At 70.5% G+C, this 19663-nt stretch carries 19 protein-coding genes; 8 read left to right on the top strand and 11 right to left on the bottom strand.

Annotated features, from left to right (window positions below):
* Window positions 1–103: 103 nt before the first annotated feature.
* From OG570_RS10220 to OG570_RS10230, 3 genes are all read left to right on the top strand, one after another.
* Window positions 104–1162, top strand: a complete 1059-nt coding sequence (locus tag OG570_RS10220; protein WP_247059878.1) for a septum formation family protein — start codon at window positions 104–106, stop codon at window positions 1160–1162.
* The gene (locus tag OG570_RS10225; protein WP_155548455.1) at window positions 1162–1512 is read left to right on the top strand and encodes a metallopeptidase family protein; all 351 of its coding nucleotides are present in this window, start codon (window positions 1162–1164) and stop codon (window positions 1510–1512) included. The genes OG570_RS10220 and OG570_RS10225 overlap by 1 nt, the downstream gene beginning before the upstream one ends.
* 107 nt (window positions 1513–1619) lie before the next feature.
* The gene (locus OG570_RS10230) at window positions 1620–2102 is read left to right on the top strand and encodes a hypothetical protein (protein ID WP_326945575.1); all 483 of its coding nucleotides are present in this window, start codon (window positions 1620–1622) and stop codon (window positions 2100–2102) included.
* Window positions 2103–2106: 4 nt separating this feature from the next.
* Here the strand turns inward: OG570_RS10230 and OG570_RS10235 are convergent, their stop codons facing one another.
* The 3 genes from OG570_RS10235 to pheA all read right to left on the bottom strand — a co-directional run bounded on the left by OG570_RS10235 (window position 2107) and on the right by pheA (window position 4442).
* Entirely contained in the window at window positions 2107–2748 is a 642-nt protein-coding gene (locus OG570_RS10235; protein ID WP_326945574.1) for a DUF4232 domain-containing protein, read from the bottom strand.
* A gap of 171 nt (window positions 2749–2919) precedes the next feature.
* Window positions 2920–3537, bottom strand: a complete 618-nt coding sequence (locus OG570_RS10240; RefSeq protein WP_326956348.1) for a histidine phosphatase family protein — start codon at window positions 3535–3537, stop codon at window positions 2920–2922.
* Entirely contained in the window at window positions 3534–4442 is a 909-nt protein-coding gene (pheA, locus tag OG570_RS10245) for a prephenate dehydratase (RefSeq protein ID WP_326956349.1), read from the bottom strand. Before pheA ends, OG570_RS10240 begins: the two co-directional genes overlap by 4 nt.
* A gap of 98 nt (window positions 4443–4540) precedes the next feature.
* Between pheA and OG570_RS10250 the strand changes: the two genes are divergently transcribed.
* From OG570_RS10250 to OG570_RS10260, 3 genes are all read left to right on the top strand, one after another.
* Complete coding sequence (locus OG570_RS10250) at window positions 4541–5155, top strand: macro domain-containing protein (RefSeq protein WP_326956350.1); 615 nt, start codon at window positions 4541–4543, stop codon at window positions 5153–5155.
* A gap of 110 nt (window positions 5156–5265) precedes the next feature.
* Window positions 5266–6198: a type I pantothenate kinase gene (gene coaA, locus OG570_RS10255; RefSeq protein WP_247059870.1), complete on the top strand. Its 933-nt coding sequence runs from the start codon at window positions 5266–5268 to the stop codon at window positions 6196–6198.
* A gap of 210 nt (window positions 6199–6408) precedes the next feature.
* Complete coding sequence (locus tag OG570_RS10260; protein WP_247059869.1) at window positions 6409–6564, top strand: hypothetical protein; 156 nt, start codon at window positions 6409–6411, stop codon at window positions 6562–6564.
* 1 nt (window position 6565) lies between these two features.
* Here OG570_RS10260 and OG570_RS10265 read toward each other — a convergent pair whose 3' ends face one another.
* From OG570_RS10265 to OG570_RS10275, 3 genes are all read right to left on the bottom strand, one after another.
* Window positions 6566–8077 carry a hypothetical protein gene (locus tag OG570_RS10265; protein WP_326956351.1) on the bottom strand — a complete coding sequence of 504 codons (1512 nt, stop codon included), beginning with the start codon at window positions 8075–8077 and terminating at the stop codon, window positions 6566–6568.
* A gap of 190 nt (window positions 8078–8267) precedes the next feature.
* Window positions 8268–9620, bottom strand: coding sequence for a DUF6880 family protein (locus tag OG570_RS10270; protein ID WP_442788261.1), 1353 nt, complete (start codon window positions 9618–9620; stop codon window positions 8268–8270).
* An 88-nt stretch (window positions 9621–9708) separates the two neighbouring features.
* Window positions 9709–10641: a nitrate- and nitrite sensing domain-containing protein gene (locus OG570_RS10275; protein ID WP_326945570.1), complete on the bottom strand. Its 933-nt coding sequence runs from the start codon at window positions 10639–10641 to the stop codon at window positions 9709–9711.
* Window positions 10642–10777: 136 nt separating this feature from the next.
* On the opposite strand from OG570_RS10275, the gene OG570_RS10280 reads away from it, so the two are divergent.
* Window positions 10778–11101 carry a nucleotide pyrophosphohydrolase gene (locus OG570_RS10280; RefSeq protein ID WP_326945569.1) on the top strand — a complete coding sequence of 108 codons (324 nt, stop codon included), beginning with the start codon at window positions 10778–10780 and terminating at the stop codon, window positions 11099–11101.
* Here OG570_RS10280 and OG570_RS10285 read toward each other — a convergent pair.
* From OG570_RS10285 to OG570_RS10295, 3 genes are read right to left on the bottom strand one after another with little or no spacing between them, the layout of a single operon-like run.
* A complete protein-coding gene (locus OG570_RS10285; protein ID WP_326956352.1) occupies window positions 11098–11436 on the bottom strand; it encodes a DUF3024 domain-containing protein in 339 nt (112 codons plus the stop codon). The genes OG570_RS10280 and OG570_RS10285 overlap by 4 nt on opposite strands.
* Window positions 11437–11460: 24 nt before the next feature.
* Window positions 11461–11997 (bottom strand): AAA family ATPase, encoded by a 537-nt coding sequence (locus tag OG570_RS10290; protein WP_326956353.1) that lies wholly within the window; start codon window positions 11995–11997, stop codon window positions 11461–11463.
* A gap of 10 nt (window positions 11998–12007) precedes the next feature.
* A complete protein-coding gene (locus OG570_RS10295; RefSeq protein WP_326956354.1) occupies window positions 12008–13633 on the bottom strand; it encodes a 3'-5' exonuclease in 1626 nt (541 codons plus the stop codon).
* A gap of 178 nt (window positions 13634–13811) precedes the next feature.
* Between OG570_RS10295 and OG570_RS10300 the strand changes: the two genes are divergently transcribed.
* Window positions 13812–14555, top strand: coding sequence for an excalibur calcium-binding domain-containing protein (locus OG570_RS10300; RefSeq protein WP_326956355.1), 744 nt, complete (start codon window positions 13812–13814; stop codon window positions 14553–14555).
* Window positions 14556–14606: 51 nt separating this feature from the next.
* On the opposite strand, the gene OG570_RS10305 is transcribed toward OG570_RS10300, so the two are convergent.
* Window positions 14607–15464 carry a hypothetical protein gene (locus tag OG570_RS10305; RefSeq protein WP_326956356.1) on the bottom strand — a complete coding sequence of 286 codons (858 nt, stop codon included), beginning with the start codon at window positions 15462–15464 and terminating at the stop codon, window positions 14607–14609.
* Window positions 15465–19496 carry an AAA domain-containing protein gene (locus tag OG570_RS10310; protein WP_326956357.1) on the bottom strand — a complete coding sequence of 1344 codons (4032 nt, stop codon included), beginning with the start codon at window positions 19494–19496 and terminating at the stop codon, window positions 15465–15467.
* Window positions 19497–19663 lie beyond the last annotated feature (167 nt).

Consider the following 19663-nt stretch of genomic DNA (forward strand, 5'->3'; position numbering starts at 1 on the left):
CTGCGTCATATACGCTCCGTAATCACCGGCCACCACGAAACCGTGACCACCCTAACCACCCGGATCGCGCACGTCGCGCGCGACGCGGGCATCATGGACTGCGATGTCTTCCAGCGCCGATCGGTTCCCTACCGCCACGCAGACGCTGCGCACCCGCGTCGTGATGGGCGGGATCTTCGCGGGCGCGCTCATCGCGCTCGCCCTCAGTGTCGTCTTCTCTTGGAGCGACGGCATCGCAGGCGGGGCCGGCGGTGGGGCCGGCAAGCTGTCGGCGGCCGCCGAAGAGGCCTTCCACTCGCCTCCTGGCAGCTGCCTGACCTGGGACAACCCGGATGCGAGCGACGCGCGCAAGGTCGTCTGCACCCAGCCACATCTGTTCGAAGTGACCACGCTCGTCGACATCGGCGCCCAGTTCCCGGAGGGCGCGCCGACCCCGACGCTGGACCAGTGGCAGCAGATCGCGCAGCAGAAGTGCACCGCCGACGTGAAGCCGTACCTCGGGCACAACCTCGATCCGTACGGAAAGCTCACGACGAACCTGCTGCGCCCGACGGCGTCGCAGTGGGACGACGGCGACCGCCAGCTGCGCTGCGGCCTGCAGTGGGCCGGCCCCGGCGGCAAGCTGCTGCCGACCACCAGCCCGGCGAAGGAGCAGGACCAGTCGCTGGTCTTCGAGCCCGGCGCCTGCCTCGGGCTGCTCGGCAAGGGCGTCGGCGACCCGGTCGAGTGCACGAAGCCGCACTCCTACGAGATCATCGCGACCCTCGACCTCAAGTCGAAGTTCAAGGACGGCTACCCGAAGCAGGACGACCAGAAGACCTGGCTCGACACCGAATGCACCAAGTCGGCCGCGGACTACACCGGCGGGGCCGACCTCGACGCCAAGCACCTCATCCTGACCTGGGACCTGCGTGAGCAGGAGAGCTGGGACGCCGGGTCGAGCAAGGTCAACTGCAAGGTGGCGGCGAAGCTCCCCGACGGCAGCGGCCTGCAGGCCGTGACCGGCAGCATCAAGGCCGCGCCGGCGGGCACCGACGGCGGCCAGCCGGGTGACGGCCCGCCCGCCGACGGCCCGCCGTCCGACGGCGGTGGCGGCCCGGAGACGTCGAGCTCCGCGCCACCGAGCTCGAGCGCGCCGCCGACCTCGAAGCAGAACGGCTGATGCCCGTCGAGATGAGCCGGGAGCGGTTCGAGGAGCTGGTCTCGGAGGCCCTGGACGAGGTGCCGGCGGAGTTCGCGAAGGCGATGGACAACGTCGTCGTGCTGGTGGAGGAGTTCAACGACGAGGCGCCGGACATCCTCGGGCTCTACCACGGGATCGCGCTGACCGAGCGCACGTCGTCGTACGGCGGGGTACTGCCCGACCGGATCTCGATCTACCGGCAGCCGATCCTGTCGATGTGCGAGGACGAGGACGAGGTCGTCGAGGAAGTCCTCATCACGGTCGTGCACGAGCTGGGCCACCACTTCGGCATCGACGACGCCCGGCTCCACGAGCTCGGCTGGGGCTGACCGCACCGCTCGCCGGATGACGAATCGGCCTCAGCCGGGGCGCTTCCGCACCAGGATCCGCGAATGTGAGCTGGAATGTCTCATCACCCAGGTGGTGGGAGGCTGATATGCGCACCGTGGACCCCGGGACCGGCACCGACGCCGGTCCCGACTACGAAGAGATTTCGGCCGAACCCGGCGAGGTCGCGGCCCCCGCGCCGCCGTCGCGCCGGTTGCTGGTGCTCTGCGCGGTGGCCGGGTTCGTGCTGGGTGGCGGCGTGCTGGGCCTGCTCTGGGGGTTGTCCGGGGTGCACGCCGGGGCGCTGGACGACGCCCTCGCGGCGTGCCAGGCGCTCGACCGCGTCGGCGACCTGCCCGACACGAGCCGTGACACGCAGCCGGCGCTGACGCCCGGGCTCACGCCCGAACGGCTCCACCGGGTCACCGCCGCCCGCGAGCTCTCGGCGGCGGCCGCCCAGGTCAACGAGAACTACCAGCCGCTGGCCGACCACATCGACGGGGTCAGCCGGATGGTGCTGAGCCTGCACTTCAACGACATCTCCGGCCAGCGGCACCTGGTACAGGCGCGAGAGATCTGCGCCCGCATCTAGCGGCTCAGGACGGGTGGACCGTCTTCACCGCGAGCTGGTTGCCCGGGATCTTCGTGCTGGCGCAGCCGGTGCCCGGGGCCGGCACGAAGTTCGACGCCGTCTCCTGCGGCAGGTAGATCCGCAGGCCCTTGACCTCGGTCGGCTGGCAGGTGGCGGAGTCGAAGTTCCGGACGTTGACGAACTGGATGTCGGCCGCCGCGCTCTGGCCCGGGTTCAGCTTGACCGCGTTGCCCTTGGTGCCCTCGCGGAAGGCGTCCTTGCCGACCTGGTGCCCGTCGGTCCCGCCCACGTAGGAGACCCCGGGGAAGCCCTGGATCTCGCACGGCTTGCCGCTGGCGTTCGTGATGACCAGCGACCGGTACAGCGAGCCGGCGCCGGCGTCACCCTGGCCGAGCGCGAGCTTGACGTCCCCGGACTTGCAGAGGCCGTTGTCCACCGGCGCGGCGGTCGGTGACGTGGCCGGCGCCGGGTTGCTGGTGCTCGGCGTCGCCGTGGGGGCCGTCGAGGAGGTGGCGGACTCGGACGTCGAGGGGGTCGAGCTGCTCGCCGCCGGCGTCGTCCCGCCGCCACCGCAGGCGGAAAGCGCGAGGACGCCCGCCGACGCCGCGACGACCGGGAACAACCGTGAAAGCCTCGTGCGAACCATGTCACTCGCCTCCCTGGTACTGGGTGCTACTGGTGGGTGGACGCACGGGCACCCCACCAGGTTGTTTCCGCCCGTGAATCACTCACGAACCCTATGCGGATCTTGTCCGAAGTACCCGGCGATGACCTGCGCCAACCCGCCGAACTCACCCAGGCGTGTCAGGGCGGGATGTCAGAGCGGCGTGTCGACCCACGTGAGGCAGAACCACTGCGCGTCCGGCCGGGCCTGCAGCTCGACGATGCCCGTGTTCGGGATCAGGGCCGCGTTGGCGACGTCGGCGTGGACGTTGGGCGCCAGCCACTCGGCGCCGAGGCGGATCGCGCCACCGTGGCTGACCAGTGCGACGACGCCGTCCGGGTCGGCCTGCTCGTGCTTGGCGCGCAGGCGGCCGACGGCGTCGAGCATCCGGGTGCGGACGCTCGTGCCGTTCTCGCCGCCCGGCAGCGCCGGTTCGAGCTCGCCGAGCGTCCACTTCTTCACGGTGTCCATGTAGGTCCGGATCGACGCGTGGTCGGTGGCGCCCTCCAGATCGCCGGCGCCGACCTCGTGCACGCCGTCGACGACCTGCACGTCCAGCCCGAACTGCGCGGCCAGCGGCGCGGCGGTCTGCTGGGCGCGGGTCGCCCGCGACGCGTACACCGCGACCAGCGGTTCCTCGGCCAGCCGGCCCGCGAGCGCCGCGGCCTGCGACTGCCCCAGCTCGGTCAGCGGCGGCCCGGGCAGGGCGGTGTCCAGCGCGCCGCGGACGTTCCCGTCGGTCTGGCCGTGGCGGATGAGCAGCAGCCTCACGCCAGGTCCCCCTTGCGGACGGCGTCGGCCCACCCGGCCGCGTCGACGAAGTCGTCGTTGCCGAAACCGGGCTCGAGCGTGGTCCGGGTGCCGTCGGCCCGCGGGTGCGAGCCGAGGAACCGCAGGTTGCGGCAGTGCCGGCGCAACGCCGTGAGCGCGTCGAGGATCCGCGGCTCGGCCACGTGGCCCTCGAAGTCGATGAAGAAGCGGTACTCGCCGAAGTTGCTGCGCGTCGGCCGGGCGTCGAGCCGGGTCAGGTTGATCCCGCGGTCGGCCAGCGCGGTGAGCAGCTCGGCCAGCGTGCCGGTGCGGTTCACGGCCGCGGCCACCACCGACGTCCGGTCGGCGCCGGTCGGCTCGGGCAGGTCGCCCGGCGGGCGGACCAGCAGGAACCGGGTCGCCGCGTCGGTGACGTCGGCGACCTCGGTGGCCAGCACCTCGAGGTCGTAGTGCTCGACCGCGACAGGCGCGCAGACCGCGGCGTCGAAGTCACCCTGGAGCACGCCGACCGCGGCCGCCGCCGTCGAGGACGCCGCCACCGGCTTCGCGTCCGGCAGGTTCGCCTCCAGCCAGTCACGGACCTGGGCGAGCGCGTGCGGGTGGCTGGCGACGGTCCGTATCTCGCGGTCACCCGGCCGGGTGAGCACGCTGAAGTGGACCGGCAGGATCGTTTCGGCGATCGCGACCAGCGGCGTCGACTCGCTGAGCGCGTCGAGGGTCGTGGGCACCACACCTTCGACGGAGTTCTCGATGGGGACGCACGCGGCGTCCGCCTGGCCCGTGCGGACGGCCGTCATGGCCAGCCGGACGGTCTCGACGGGAATCAGTTCCTCGCCGCCGGCGAGGACCCGCGCGGCCTGCTCGGTGAAGGTCCCCTGGGGGCCGAAGTATGCGATCCGTGACACAACACCCAGGTTACGGGGCCCGGGCGTGGCCACATTCACTCGGACAGCCGGTACGTGACCCGGTTACGCCGGGTGGCATTTTTTGCGATGCTGGACGGGTGACCGCCGACTCGGGCACGCACGCCGGCCACGAGGGCGCCCACCCGCCGGTTTCCCCTCGGTCCCCGGAGCTGGTGCTGTGCGCCGTCGATGAACCGCTCGCCACCGCCTGGACCACCGCCACCCGCTCGCTGGGCGGCCGGATCCGGGTGCACCGCGGGTCGGTGCTCGACGTCCTCGCCCAGGCCGTGGTCAGCCCGGCCAACTCCTACGGCCGGATGCGCGGCGGCATCGACGCCGTCTACGCGCGGGCGTTCCCCGGCGTGGAGCAGTCCGTCCGCAGCGCCGTGCTGGCGTTTCACGGCGGTGAGCTGCCGATCGGCGAGGCCGTGATCGTGCCGACGGGCGAGGCCGGGCCGGCCTGGCTGATCAGCGCGCCGACCATGCGGGAGCCCGGCGAGGTGCTGCCCGCCGACACCGTGCACCCCTACCTGGCGGCCCGCGCGGTCTTCCTCAAGTGGCGCGACGGCGTGCTCGACGACGGCCCGGTGCGCGAAGCCGTCGAGACGATCGCGATGCCCGGGCTCGGCACCGGAATCGGCGGCGTGGACCCCGCGACGTGCGCGCGTCAGGTCGCCGCCGCGTGGGACGACGTCTTCCGTCACTCCAGGTGAGCACCACCCGGTGGGGTGGACATCACAGCGCGATCGGCGGCCGCAAGCCCTACCGTTGACGGACGCAGGTGAACGTCCGCCAGTGCAGGCGACGGCCGGAGGAGTGTGCGATGACCCGGGTCCGCGAACTCAGCCCCTATGTCGAGCTGCACCGGGAACAGTGGAAAGAACTGCGAAGTTCGACGCCGTTGCCGTTGACGGCGGAAGAGCTGCTGCGCCTGCGCGGCCTCGGTGAGCAGGTCGACCTGGCCGAGGTGGCCGACGTCTACCTCCCGCTCTCCCGCCTGATCAACCTGCAGGTCGCCGCGCGTCAGCGGCTCTACGAAGCGACCACGACGTTCCTCGGTGACGACTCCCGCGGCACGAAGGTCCCGTACGTCATCGGCATCGCCGGGAGCGTGGCGGTCGGCAAGTCGACCACCGCCCGCGTCCTGCGCACGCTGCTCGCCCGCTGGCCGGACCACCCGCGCGTCGACCTCGTCACCACCGACGGGTTCCTCTACCCGGGCGCCGAGCTGCAGCGCCGCGGGATCATGCACCGCAAGGGCTTCCCGGAGAGCTACGACCGCCGCGCGCTGCTGCGGTTCGTCACCGAGGTCAAGTCGGGCGCCGAGCGCGTCGCCGCGCCGGTGTACTCGCACCTCGCCTACGACATCCTGGCCGGCGAGGAGCAGGTCGTGCAGCGGCCGGACATCCTCATCCTCGAGGGCCTGAACGTGCTGCAGCCCGGCCCGCGGCTGACGGTGTCGGACCTGTTCGACTTCTCGATCTACGTCGACGCGCACACCGACGACATCCAGCGCTGGTACGTCGAGCGGTTCCTGAAGCTGCGGCACACGGCGTTCGCGGACCCGGCGTCGCACTTCCACCACTTCGCCGGCCTGCCCGACGACGAGGCCCGCGCCGAGGCGCGGCACCTGTGGCACTCCATCAACGAGCCCAACCTGATGGAGAACATCAAGCCGACCCGCCCCCGGGCGACGCTGGTGCTGCGCAAGGACGCCGACCACACCATCAACCGGGTGCGGCTCCGCAAACTCTGACGCTGTCACCGCGACCGTTCACCCACATGTCGTCTTTTCCACTGTGGGCGAACGGCCGAGCACGCGTGGTGGCTCTCAGCTCACGTTTGCCGGCCGATCGGCCGAGGCGACCCCCGCAGCCGTAACCGGTTGGCCGATACCGGCAACCGGTTCCGAAAGCGACCCTGAAGGAGTCAGGAAAACGGCTCTGAGCTGGGGAGGAGGCCCGCGATGTTCACGATGATCCTCACGTGGGTCGGTGCGGTGCTCGGTCTGGCCCTGCTGATCGCGATGGCCGCCGGGGCGTTCGTCGTCGACTTCGACGACAAGCTCCAGGAGCGGCACCACCGCACCAAGCCCGTCGAACCGGCGGGCCCCCTCCCCTGACTCAGGCCAGCTCGGCCAGGGCCTCCAGGTAACCGTCGGCGTCGTACTCGAGCTCTTCCGATTCGAGCAGGGTGCCCGCCAGCGCGTCGATCAGCCGGTCGAAGATCTCGACGCGGTCGAGCTCGCCCTCCTGCAGGCGCTGCACGGCCTGCCAGGCTTCGACGGGCTCGTCCTCCCACAGCTGGTCGACGACGGTCGCGCGCAGCACCAAGCGCTCTTCTTCCTCGTCCTCGTCCGCCTCGGCGATGACGAGCGCGCGCCGCTGCTCGGGGTCGCCGGGGTCGAGGTCGACCTCCTCGTCGCCGATCTCCGCCGTCAGCGACGGCACGGCGAACATCCGGCGTTCCAGCGCGTCGGCCAGCTCGGACGGCGACAGGTCACCGACGTCGCCGAAGTAGCGCTCGAGCGGGGAGTCGTCCTCGTCGTTGTACTCGCCCAGGTACTCGGCGACGGCCTCTTCGAGCGCCGCCGTCGCGGTCTCGGTCAGGCCGTCGCGCCCGGCCGCCCACTGCGCCCAGGCCAGCACCACCGGCTCGACGGCTTCCTCGTGCTCGGCGTCGAGCTCGTACTCCTCGCCCAGCAGGCCCTCGAGGAACCGCGCCAGCTTCTCCGGGCCGACGCGCAGCGGGTTCGCCGGGTCGGTGCGCAGGCCGTGCTCCAGCAGCAAGCCGCCGATCGCGCGCGCCGATCCGGCCTCTTCGCCGCTCGCCACGACGAACTGCTCGACGACGGCGGCCCGCTCGGTGCCGGACCACTCGGCCACCTCGGGCACGAGCGACGGCTCCGGCAGCGCGCGGCACCAGGTGAGCGCGACGGCGTGGAAGCGCGCGTAGTCCTCGCTGACGTCGGCCTCGTCGAGGTGGTCGGTCGTGTCGAGGCCGTCGGCGATCATGCGGTGCGCGTCGGCGGGGTCGACCGCTTCCAGCACGACCAGCTCCGGGTCGGCCTCGGCCTGTTCCCGCATCTCCTTGAGGACCTCGCCGGGCTGGTCGATCACGACGAGGTCGCGCACCCGGCCGCCCTCGGTGAAGTCCAGCAGCGCGAGCAGGCCGTGCACCTGGTCGCCGTGGCCGAACACGATCAGCAGGGACGACTCGTCGCCGTAGACGTCACCGGTGCGCCAGCACTCGCCCGCGGTGACGCGGCCCAGCCCGCCGGCCCACGGCGGCGCGGGGATGCCGCGGCCGAGAACGGTCTCCAGGCCGGCGTCGGCGGCCTTGCGCTCGACGTCGGTCTCCGCCACGACGGCCAGCGCGGCCAGCAGCGCGGCCGCGCCCGGCGTGATCTTGCGCTGCGCGAAGGCGATCAGCTCCAGGCCGAGCGGCTCTTCGCCGTCTTCGAGCGGGACGTCGTGGAACTGGCCGAGCACCTCGGAGGCGAGCAGTTCGACGTCCACCGGCGCCGGGTCGGCGCCCATCGCCGAAAAGTCGTTCAGGACGTCCTTGAACAGACCGGTCACGCTGTGCGTGACGGGTTGGGGGGCCTTCTTGCGGGCGCGACTCACCGGGCTCATGAGGTCATGTTTTCATGCACGCTCGGCGAGCAGGTCGCGGTGGCCCTGGCGCGGGTCCCACCGGCCGCTCGACGGGGAGGCGCCGAGCCGGACAGCGGAACAGGGCCACCGCGACATCACTGGCCAGAAGCGGTGTGACCGCCTTGGCGGGCTCGATGCCGGCGATGCACGTGCAAACCGGTTCAGCCGGTCAACGAGCCGCGCGCGGCGAGGTTACGGCTTTCGGCAGGGCGATGCGCGCGGCGCGGATTTCCGTGATCAGCCGCGTTTTCCGCTTGTGGGTTTCCACCAGCGTGCCGACGTAAGCGGTGAATTCGTCCGGGGTCCCGGCGCGTTTGTGCAAGGTGCGCAACAGCTTCAGCCGGCGCGCGGCCTCCTGGTAGGACTGCGGGTCCTTGCGCTCGATGAGCTCGTCGACCGCCGCGCGGAACACCGGGATCGTCTCGGCCGGGTGCTCGGCCGACCGCAGCTCGGCCAGGTCGAGCCTGACCTGCGGCGATGCCTCGAACCGGACGCAGGCGCGCCAGGCCTCGTCGGGCCGGCCGTCCTCGATCAGGACGCGCGCCAGCTCGTCGGCGCGCTCGACGCCGTCGGCGGCCAGCTCGCGCAGGCGGGCCAGCGCGGCCCGGCGCTGGACCGGCCACTTCCCCGCGTCCGTCGCGGCTTCGCGCAGCGCGGTGTAGGTCTCGCGGCCGGGCCGCTCGTCGAACTCCTTGCGGCGCCGCGAAACGTCGTCGTCCGCTTCGGGCTCTTGGGGTGGCGGCGGCTGGTGTGGTGGCTGGAGGTGCTTGTGCGGGGTGAGCGCGCGGGCGGCGTGCGCGATGGCCTCGCTGTGCCGGCCCGCGGCCCGCAGCACGCGCACGATCTTGAGGCTGACGTCGACGCGCGGCGGCTTGGCGGACAGGATCGCGACCAGCCCGTCGACGTCGCCGAGCACCTCGGCCAGCTGTTCCTGCAACCGCTCGGCCACGTCGCGCCGGTGGCCGGGCCCGCTCGCGGCGAGTACGTCGTCCACAGTGGACTTGATCCGGCGGAGGCCGGGTTCGCCCAGCGCCGTCGCGAACTCGGCGAGGTCGATCACCGGGCGGCCGGGGCCGTCGAACTCGACCTCGAGGATCCAGTCGGCCAGCTTCTCCGGGTCCGGCGGCCGGGCGGTGCACGCGCGGGCGTAGATCTCGACGGCGCGGTCCAGCCGATCGCCGAGGTCGCCAGGGTGGTCACCGGCCTGCTCGTACATCGCGCTGATGTCGTCGACCGTGCGGCGGGCCAGCGGCGCGAGGTCGGCGCGGCTGCCGGCGTCGAGCATCCGCCGCAGGGTGTCGAGGACCGCGCCGACTTTCGCGGTGTATTCGACGTTCCCGTCGGACACCGCGGTGTCCAGGAGCCGGTGCGCCTCACTGACGTCACCGGATTGGGTCGCGGCCCGCAGTTCGAGTGAATGGCGTAGCTCAGGGTCACGCTCGGCCTGGGCGTGCAACAGGTCCGCCAGCGTCTCCGCGTCCAAAGTGCGCAGGTAGGGGCGAAGATCCGAGGGGGGACTCACGCGCACCAGTCTGCCCCACGGTGACAAGGTGGCGTGTGGGCCAACCGCGTGCTCTTTTCGGAGTAGCCGATGACGTTCGGTGAGCGCCTCATCGGCGTCGCAGGCCTTCGAACACGGCTTTCATCGGCCACGGCTCGGGTTCCCGCGGCACCGGTGACCGTGTGTGGCGGGGCCGCGGGATCGCCGTGTGAGCCGCCGGGTGGATCGTCGGCACCATGATCGGCACGACCGGCACCGGCACCCGCGCCACCAGCCGCCGGACGACGAGCAGCAGGAGCACGGCGCCGAGCAGGATCCCGGTGCTCGCCGCGAGCGCGCCGGCGAGGGTCCGGCGGCCGTCGTCGAGGGTCAGCTGCACGGCGTACTGGCTCTGCCGGGTGTAGAGCTGGCCGAGCTGCAGCGAGACGGTGTAGGCGGCACCGCGCCACGTGGATTCGGGGATGGGCAACGGTTCGGCGGCCGCGAGCGCGTCTTCGGCGGCGGCCAGCCTGCTCCAGTCGGCGCTGCGGGTGACGGCCTCGTAGGCCTCCCGGCCGGTTTCGGTGAGCTGCCCGGAGACCTGCGCGAGCTCGGCCCGGTAGGCGGCGACGGCCAGGACGAACGACCGCCGCGTCACGTCGTCGAGCCCCGCCAGCGCGAGGGAATCGGCGCGGTACATGCCTTCGGCCACGGAGAGCAGCTGGATCGCGGTGGTCTGCTGGTACCCGGATTCCGCGTCCGGCGCGCGGCGCGCGTAGTCGCGAAGACCCGCGATCGCGGTGTCGATCCGCTGGGTGAAAATCGCGTACGCCGAGGACCGGTGGTCGGGCGTCGCCATGGCGGCCGCCCGCTGGCCCTGCAGGGAGACCACGGCCCGAGCCGTCCGATCGGCCGCGGCGGCCGTGTCCATCGCCTGCTCACGCGTCCGGACCGCTTGGTGGACCAGGAAACCCGCGATCACCAAAGCGACGACGACGAGAGCTGACCCGGGGATGAACGCGATGCCCAGCATGCGTCCACGCACGGATCGCAGGTACTTCAAGTACGTTCCCTTCCCAGCACCTGGCCCCGCAACCATCCCGACGGTGGTCAACCTATTGAGTGAGAGATTCACCGGTCAACGCCAGTCCGCCATACGGCCGTTAGCGGTCCGTGACCGCCCGAGGACAATCACCCCGGTGACCTTCGACGACGTGACCCAGCGCCTCCGCGACTTCGCGGCCGCCCGCTCCTGGGAGCCGTTCCACACCCCGAAGAACCTGGCGATGGCCTTGTCGGGCGAGGTGGGCGAGCTGACCTCGCTGTTCCAGTGGCTGACACCGGAGGAATCCGACGCGTGGCGCACGGATCCCGCGCTGGAGAAGAACGTCCTGGACGAGATCGCCGACGTCACGCTGTACCTGCTCCAGCTGGCGGACCGCCTGGGCATCGACCTCACGGAGGCGGCGCACGCGAAGATCGACCGCAACGAGCTGCGCTTCCCCCCGCCCTCGCCGAGCTAACCCCAGAAGATCCCGTTGGGATTGCGATCGATCTCGGCCAGCAACGGCGGCGGCGTACTGGCGACCGGCGCGTCCGGGTAGGTCAGCCACTTGCCGTTGCGATCGGCCCAGCGCACCGACCAGATCCCGTGCTCGTCGAGACGCAACTGCGCGATCTTCTGTTCGGTCCACTCAGGCCCGGCTTCCGGCGACCAGGGCTCGCGGCACTCCAGGATCGTGACCGTCCGGCCCCGGGTCCGGCACTCGACCCGGACCTGGTCCAGGACCCGCTCGGGTACCCGCTGAGCGCACCACCGTTCGATCTGCCGCAGGGCCAGTTCCGGAATCGCCGCCATGGACCCAGTGAACCCGACCCCGACTCAGAGCACGGCGACGACCTCGTCGTAGGTCTGGCCGGGAGCACACCCATCGGTCCGCACGACGACACAGCCGGGCCGCAACGGGAGGTAGGCGGCGAGCTGGTCGTGGATCCGCGCCACGACCGCGGCCCCACCCCGCCCCTGGACGACGTCGTCGACGCCACTGTTCGTCCCGCTCGCCACCCGCGCGGCGAACCGCTCCAGCGCAATGGGCTTTTCGGCGGTCAGCACGATTTCCCGGTACTCACCCCCGGCCCGCGCGGCGGCGGCCTCGAAGGCCTCGACGTCGCTGACGCGCGTGGCGAGCTGCGGCATGACGACGTCGTGCCCGGTCCGCAGGTGCGCCTCCGCCATGGCGACGGTGAGCACCTGCGCGGCCTTGAACGTCTCGAAGAAGGTGTCCCGCCACCCACCGATCAGGCAGACAACGCGATCGGTGTCGAGGTTCAGCACCCCCGGCCGCAGCTCGGCGTACCGCTGCGCGATCGTCGACTTCCCGATCCCGGACGGCCCGTTCAAGTGGATCAGTCTCGGCACCGGACCGAGGCTACCGAGTTTCCGGCTCCGTGAGCCACCAGCCGCCGAGCAGGGCGCCGACCCCGAAGATCGCGAAGAAGATCCCGGCGACCAGCGGAGTACCGCCGAACATCGCGATGACGACGATGAACATCAGCAGCAGTCCGACGCCCATCAGGACCCGCCCGCCGACTACTTTTCCGGTCCGGGCAGGCGCCGCCGCGACGGCGGGTTCCGGCGGCGTAGTCGCAACCGGACGCGGCATGAATTGCGTCGGGCGCGGCACCGGCGGACGCGGCGGGGCCGGCATCGCCGGCCTGGGTGCGGGCGCAACAGCCATGGCCTGCGGCGCCGGCGGCGGTTCGACCGGTGCGGCCTCGAACCCGAGGGTGACCGGAGCTTCGCCGACGTCGAGGACCACCGCTCCCAGTTCGGCAGCACGCGCCAGCCTCGGTTCGTGGTCCGGAACCGTGTCGTCGCGGACCAGGTGGGTGACCGTCGCGGTCAGCTTCTTGGCGAGTTGCGCGCCTTCGTCCAGGACGCGGGCACGCAGGTGATCCGCCGCGGCCGTGCTACCGAGCACAAGCACCCTCGTGGGCTTACCGCCGCCCGTCGGACGCAGATCACCGACGATTTCGGCCACGTCGAGCGCGGTCGCCACCTGCTGTAGCTCACGAGCTTCCGCGGTGGTCACCACCCCGTCGCCCTCGGCGACAGCCCGAAGTGCCAGCACGAACTGCTCGTGAGTGGCACGGGCCTGCGCTTCGGGAAGCCCGGCCTCGGTGGCCAGCGCGGCCAGGGCCCAGACTTCGTCATGCGTCAGGTGCGCGTCGGCGACGGCTCCGGCAAGCAGGTCGAGGTAGGCGTACCCGAGCGCCGGATCGCCGCCGACCGGTCCCATCACGACGCGCTCGACGACGTCGGCCATCCATCCTTGCTCGTCCTGCGGCCGGGCGGTGCGAGGACGCAGCTTCCCGGCTGTGCCGTACCGCGGAACCGGCGGGAAGGCCGGAGCGACCGCGAAGGTGAACCCGTGACGGCCGAAAAGCGTCGTCACCAGGCGCGCGACCACCCGGGCATCGGTCAGCGACTGCTGTCCGAGCCGGCCTGGCACACCGAAGGCGTGCGCCACGGTCGCGAGCCGGTAGTTGGGCAGCTGGGTGATGCTCTGCACCGCGGCGAGCGTGCCGACCGCGGGGAGCGCGGGCAGCCGGATGCCGAGGCGGGCCACTTCGCTGTTCAGGAAGCCGCCGACGAAAGGCAGGTTGTGGGCGACGATGACGCTGCCTGCGCACAGGTCCAGCAACTGGCCCAGCACCGCGCCGAACGGCGGAGACTCGTCAAGTTCGTCCCGCGTGACGCCGTGGACGAGCTCCGAGCCCGGCGAGATTCCGCGTCCGGGGTTGACCAAGGTCGTGAATTCACCGATGACGGCGCCGTCCGATCGAACCCGCACCGCCGCGAGCTCGACGACGTGCCCCGGCTTCAACCCTGTAGCGCGGATTTCCACAGCGGTGAAGTCGACACCGTGCGCTGAATGGCCTCCGGCGGCCGACAACGGGAGAGATTCGATCACGCTGACAGATCGCGTCGCGCCACGGAACCGTGACAGTTTTTCGACCAAGAACTGTTGTTCGTGACTCAATCGTGACAGCAAGATTCCACCTGATAACAGATGATGGTCCGTTACGTGCTGAGGCGTAACGTCGGCCGGAGTTTTCGCGAACCCAAGGTCGGCACGTCGCGTCGAGGAACGAGGACAACTTCGCATGCACCCATCCGATCCGGGTCAACCGCGTCCGAAAAAGCGATTCCCGAAATGGCTCACGATCATCTTGGCCGTTTTCGGTGTCTTGTTCGTCCTCGGCGCGATCTTCGGGAAAGCACCCCAGCAGGACACGACGGCGGCGCCCGCGGCGACGACGTCGGCCGCGCCCACCACCAGCGCCATCCCGACACCGGTCGCGGTGACCTACACCGTGGCGACCGTGTCGGACGCCGCCACGTTCGAGACGCTCGGCAGCGACGGCACGCGCAAGACCGTGCACGTGCTGGGTGTCGTCACGACCGGAGCAGGTACGGACTGCTTCGGCGCGGAGTCCCTGGCGTGGGCTGGAACGAAGCTCACCGGCACGGTGATCCACCTCGGCGCGGAGACGGCGGAGGGAGCCGCGGTGGCCCTGGCCGACGGCCAGGACTACGCGACCGTGGCGGTCCAAAACGGCTACCTGAAGGCCGCGACATCGACCCTTGGTGTCACCGAAACCGCTGCTCGGCAGGCAGCCAGCGGATTCTGGGGACCGCCGTGCAACGGGTCCGTGAGTCTCCCCGCGCCCCCGGCACCGCAGCAGCCGACGACGGTGCCCCCGGCGCCGAGCACCAAGGCAGCACCGAAGCCGCCGGCCCGGACGACCGCGAAGGAGCCGCCGCCGGCACCCGACCCGGACACCAGCAGCGGTGTGTACTACAAGAACTGCGCGGCCGCGAGGGCCGCGCACGCGGCGCCGCTGCACATCGGGCAGCCGGGCTACCGTCCCGAACTGGACCGCGACCACGACGGCGTGGCCTGCGACACGTAGCCCGATCAATCGAAGGCCTGGTCGCGAACCGCGACCAGGCCTTCGTCGTGTTCACGACCCGATCGGCTGCAGGTTCTGCTCCAGATCGTTCAGGATGGCGTGCACCGGCGCCCAGCACAGCATCACACTGTCCGCGTCGAACCGAGGCTGCTCCGACATTTCCTTCCGGGGATGGATGAAGTTCCGGAAGTCGCGGACGTTGTGCGCGAACTTCTTCGCGTCGAGCTGGATCCAATCCTTCGCGTGCGTGATGTCGATGAGCATCTCCAGCGTCGCCCGATCGGGGTTGATCCGCTGACTCTGCTGTCTCGGATTGACGAATCCGTTGGTCCTGATGTCGTTGTCACGCTCGGTCAGAACGGTGAGCAGCAGGCCTTCGACGAAACTGCCGATGCCGATGATCGCCATCGTGTAGGCGCCACCGGCCTCGCAGGCCTGGGTTTCCTCCACACGCCGGGTCAGCATGTCCACCGCGCCGGTGTCGGTGATCAGTGAACCGAGACGTTTCCGGATCTCGGCCGGAACCGAGTACCTCGGCTGCTCGCTGTCCGCGGTGAGTTCGCCGATCACCGGGCGGCCGCCGACCAACGTGACCGCCAGGCCTTCCGGGGCCAGCTTCTCGTTGACCACCGCCCGGAACTCATCCGCGGTCACCGCGCCGTCGTCGTATTCGATCGGATCACACACCCGGCAGAGCAGGCGCTCGACCTCCGCCTGACTACCGGCGCGCTCCGTGAGCTGATCCCGTAGCCACGGCACTCGCGGGGAGCCGTCGTACTCGGGCGGATCCACCCAGCCGGCGTGCCGGAGCAGCTCCTCCAGCTGGTAACCCTTCCGCTCGTAGGCGCCATCCATGTCGACGATGACCTCGGCCAGCCGGCCGACCGTCCGGGAGTCCAACGGGAACATTCAGTTCTCCTCTTTGTCCGCGAGATGTTGCGCGATCTCGATCGCGCGGCTCAGCCGCTCGACGATGCGCGGGCCACGACGCCGGAAACCCAGCTCGGCCATGGCTTGCCCCAGCCGCTCCTCGGCGCCGAGCAACAAGCCGTCACTCATGAGCCAGCGGCAGAGCTCGATGAGCTGCCGCTCGCCGTATTCCTGGATCGGCAGCCCCGACGGGACGCGCGGACGCGGCCCGCGGACCGCCGACGGTGGCGGTTCGGCGTGCGGCGGCGAAGCGGGTTCCACGGCCGGTTGCGGCGCGGCGTCGACCTTCGCCATCGCCTGGTGCCAGGCCATGACGATGTTGCCGGCTTCTTTCTCCGGGTCGGCGAACCAGGCCGAAGACCAGACGCGGTGGAACCGCCAGCCCAGGTTCTCCAGGTGGGCCTGGCGGAGCCGGTCCCGGTCCCGGGCGCTGTGAGACTGGTGGTAGCGGTGCCCGTCGGCCTCGACGGCCAGCACCATCCGCCCGGGCTGATCGCGATGCTCCAACGCGAAGTCGATCCGGTACTCGGAGAAGCCCCATTGCGGGTGGACGGGAACACCGCGGTCCACCAGGGCGTCGAGGATCGAACGCTCGAACCCGTTCAACGGCGCGTCCACTGGACGCCCGACCTGGTCGACACGCAAGTGCGTGGCGAATTCGAGGTAGCGCCGGAGCAACTCGGTGCCGGTGACCTCGGTCGACGGCTCGATGTCGTGGTGCGTGAACGAGGCGACCACGGTCATCCGGCGCTTCGCACGTGTCACCGCGACGTTGACCCGGCGCTCGCTGCCCTTCCGGTTGAGGAACCCGAATCCCGTTCTGTTGATCTTGCCTGATGCGGTGCGCGCGACACCGACGCTGAGGATGATCGCGTCCCGCTCGTCACCCTGGACGCTTTCCAGGTTCTTGACGAAGAACCGGCGGCCCAGCTCCTTTTTGTCGTCGGAAAAGAACTCCTCGAGGTCCGGGTTGTCGCGGCGAGCGCGCATCAGCCCTTGCTCGATGCGCGCCTGGTGCTTGATGCCGGGGGTGATGACGCCGAGGCTCTCGCCCGGCCGGGTCCGGGCGTGCTCCATGATCAGCTCGACCACGCGCTCGACCTCGGCCGGAGCCGAACCGCTCTGCCCGGGCGACGCCTCCCCGTGCACGGTGACGAGCGTGACGGGTGTTTCCCGCTCGGCGCCGGGAAAGGTGACCAGGCCGTTGCGGTAGATCTCTTTGTTGGAGAACGCGATCAGGCGCTCGTCAGCACTGCGGTAGTGCCATCGAAGCATCTCCTGCGACGGCATGATCGGCCGAAGCGCCGTCAGAACCGATTCGTAGTCCGAGAGGTCGCCTTCGTCGTTGTCATCGTCCTCGTCGTCGACGGTGATGGCCCGGTCGAAGAAGCTGGACGGCGGCAGCTGCTTCTCGTCCCCGGCGACCACGAGGTGCTCGCCGCGCATGATCGACGTGATCGCGTCGTGCGGGCGGATCTGGCTCGCCTCGTCGAAGATGACCAGGTCGAACAGCCGCTCGGCTGGCAGCATCCGGCTCACCACGAGCGGGGACATCGCCCAGCACGGCCGGAGCGAGAGCAGCACGTCCGAGGTCTTCTCGACGAGCTTGCGGGTCGGCATGTGCCGTGTCTTCAGGCTCGCCTGCTTCTTGAGGATCTGGGCCTGGTCTCGATAGGTGTCCTGGGCTTCGCGGGCGTGCTTGGCCACCTGCCGGCGCACCCGCCGGGCCGCCGTCGCGAAGTGCTCTCGATCAGCGGCCCGGAAGTCGGCCGCGGCCCGGCTTTGCCGGTCCGCGACGAACTGCCCGAGTTCCGGCACCCGCAACTTGAAGTCGTCCTCGATCGACGAAAGCCAGATGCGTTCGAAGGCCCGCCAGGCTTCGCCGGAATCGAGGTTGCGAGCCGCGATGTCGTTGAGCAGCTGGTCGAGGCCCAGCCGCCGGAACCGGTCGAGCAACGTGTTCAGGCCCGGCATCTTGAACAGCATGTTCCGGTCGCTTTCCAACGCCGCCAGCTTCTGTTCGACCTCGGGCGCGGGCCCGGCGGCCAGATCCGGCCACCGCGCGGACGCGGCCACGGCCGCGAGCTGGTTGCGCAACTGCGCGAAGTCCTGAGTGACCTGGTCCAGGCCGATGATCTCGGCGGGCACCACATCCGGACCACCGAGTTCCCGCCAGCGCTGCCGCTGCCCCAGCACCGTCGTCAACGCCGCGTGGAGCGCAGGCTTCTTGGTCGAGCCGGTCCGCGTGATCGATCGCAGCTGCTTCAGCAGTGCTCGCCGCTGAAGCCACGACAACCGGTGCTGGTAGCGCGCTCGCGTCGCGCGGTCGGCAGCCGCCTGCGCGAAGTCGTCCAGCTGGGTCCCGAAGATCGTCGAGCCGAAGGTGCCGACGCTCTGGGTGATGCCGTCGAGCAGGCCGAGCACCTGATCCCAGCCGGAGAAGTCGTGGGGTTGCCGCAACCCGACCTGCGCGACGAGCCGCTGCATCCCGGTCTGGCTCCGCTTCAGCGTCTGGTTCGCGACCTGGTCGAGCTGGACCAGAACCGCTTCGGCTTCGTCTTCGGTGCGGACCTGTGTGTTGCACCACGGCGTCTCGCGGCGCAGGATCCGCGAACCGCCCTGGTCGACGAAGTCTTTGACGTCCTGTTCGAGCCGGACGACGACAGCGGCGTCCAACGCTCGCAACTGGTTGCCGCGGAAGGCGCCCCGGACGTCCGGGCCCGGCGGCAGGTCGAGCAGCCGCTGCCGGACCTCGTACGCGCTCAGGTCCCACGGCTGCCGCCGCGTGTGGAGTTCACGCGAGTGGTCGAGCAACCGCTGCCGGGCGCCGGACAGCCGGTTGTGCAACGCGGTGACGTCGACGGGCGGCTCCCTCGACAGCTGGTCGAGGCTGAGCGCGAGCTGCTGGGCGACTTCCCGCTTGCTGATCTTCTGCTGGTGCAGGTCGAACATCAGGCTCTCGAGCCCGACGGCCGCCAGCCGGTTGAGCACCGCCTCGATCGCCGCCCGCTTCTCAGCGACGAACAGCACCTTCTTCCCGGTCGCCGCGGCCCCGGCGATGATGTTCGCGATCGTCTGGCTCTTGCCTGTGCCAGGCGGGCCTTCGATGAAGACGTGCCGGCCCGACAAGGCCGTCATGATCGCCCGGTGCTGCGACGAATCCGCGTCCTGGACCAGGAACTCGTCGGCCGGCGACAAGGAGTCGACGGCCGGCGGCCGGAACCCGCCTTCCGCGACCAGTGACTCGCCTGCCGGCACGAACCCGGCCATGGCCGCGACCAGGTCGTGCGACGCCAGCAGCTCGGTCGCGCTCGCCAGGTCTTCGACCATCGGGAGCTTCTCGTAGTTGAACGTACCGAGCACGACGGCCTTCTCCAGCTGCAGCTGGATCCCCTGAGCCGCGGCGACCTCGGCGAGCCGGGCGTGCGCGGCCTCCATCTGGGTCGTGTGGTCCGCGGTGGTGTCGATCACCTCGCCAACCCGGTCCGCGAGCCCTTCGACGTCGACGCCGTACTGCTCGTTGAGGGCGTGGAGCAGCACCGGGTTGAGCTCCGGCTCGTCCGTCAGTTCGAGCGTGTAGTCGCTCTCGGAGGTCGTCCTGGCCTTGATGGTGACCGGCCGCAGCAAGAGCGGCGCCCGCAAGGCGGGCACCGGAACCGAGCCTTGCCGCTGCCCGGGCGTGATGCGGACCAGGCCGAACGCGATCCGGCCCACGTCGAGGCCCTGCTCCTCTTCGAAGAGCTGGATGCGCTTGCCGAGGCTCCGGGCCCGGCTGCAGGCGTCCTTGAGCTTCTCGGGCGCGGGCACCAGTTTGCTCAGCCGCACCTTGGCGCGGGTCGTCAACTCCGTCAGCGCGGCCGGGTCGGCGTCGGTCAGCTCAAGGCTGCCCAGCTTGGTGCTCTTGAAGTAGAGCAGGGTGTTGCGGAAGCTGAGGTCGATGAGGTTGCGCCGCCACTCGACGGCTTTCTCGGCGACGACGTCGAGCCGCCCGGTATCCAGTTGCGCGGTCATGCCGCTGATCCCCCTCGGCAGAACGGAACGGTCGACCTCACGTGCCCGGCACGTGAGGGCCCGCCGTTCTGCGACGGACCTTCCAGCATTCCAGAAGATCGCTTTCGGCGGAACTCGCCCGATCGGCGTACGTCGTCGTGTGCAGCCATTGCCCCTCCTCCCGCGTA

Source organism: Amycolatopsis sp. NBC_01286 (assembly GCF_035982555.1).
GTDB lineage: Bacteria > Actinomycetota > Actinomycetes > Mycobacteriales > Pseudonocardiaceae > Amycolatopsis.

Excerpts from the sequence above, each read along its gene's own strand:
- OG570_RS10310 (WP_326956357.1), bottom strand. The coding sequence starts at position 19,496 with ATGACCGCGCAACTGGATACCGGGCGGCTCGACGTCGTCGCCGAGAAA.
- OG570_RS10230 (WP_326945575.1), top strand. The coding sequence starts at position 1,620 with ATGCGCACCGTGGACCCCGGGACCGGCACCGACGCCGGTCCCGACTAC.
- OG570_RS10225 (WP_155548455.1), top strand. The coding sequence starts at position 1,162 with ATGCCCGTCGAGATGAGCCGGGAGCGGTTCGAGGAGCTGGTCTCGGAG.
- OG570_RS10235 (WP_326945574.1), bottom strand. The coding sequence starts at position 2,748 with ATGGTTCGCACGAGGCTTTCACGGTTGTTCCCGGTCGTCGCGGCGTCG.
- coaA (WP_247059870.1), top strand. The coding sequence starts at position 5,266 with ATGACCCGGGTCCGCGAACTCAGCCCCTATGTCGAGCTGCACCGGGAA.
- OG570_RS10220 (WP_247059878.1), top strand. The coding sequence starts at position 104 with ATGTCTTCCAGCGCCGATCGGTTCCCTACCGCCACGCAGACGCTGCGC.
- OG570_RS10285 (WP_326956352.1), bottom strand. The coding sequence starts at position 11,436 with ATGGCGGCGATTCCGGAACTGGCCCTGCGGCAGATCGAACGGTGGTGC.
- OG570_RS10305 (WP_326956356.1), bottom strand. The coding sequence starts at position 15,464 with ATGTTCCCGTTGGACTCCCGGACGGTCGGCCGGCTGGCCGAGGTCATC.
- OG570_RS10260 (WP_247059869.1), top strand. The coding sequence starts at position 6,409 with ATGTTCACGATGATCCTCACGTGGGTCGGTGCGGTGCTCGGTCTGGCC.
- OG570_RS10265 (WP_326956351.1), bottom strand. The coding sequence starts at position 8,077 with ATGAGCCCGGTGAGTCGCGCCCGCAAGAAGGCCCCCCAACCCGTCACG.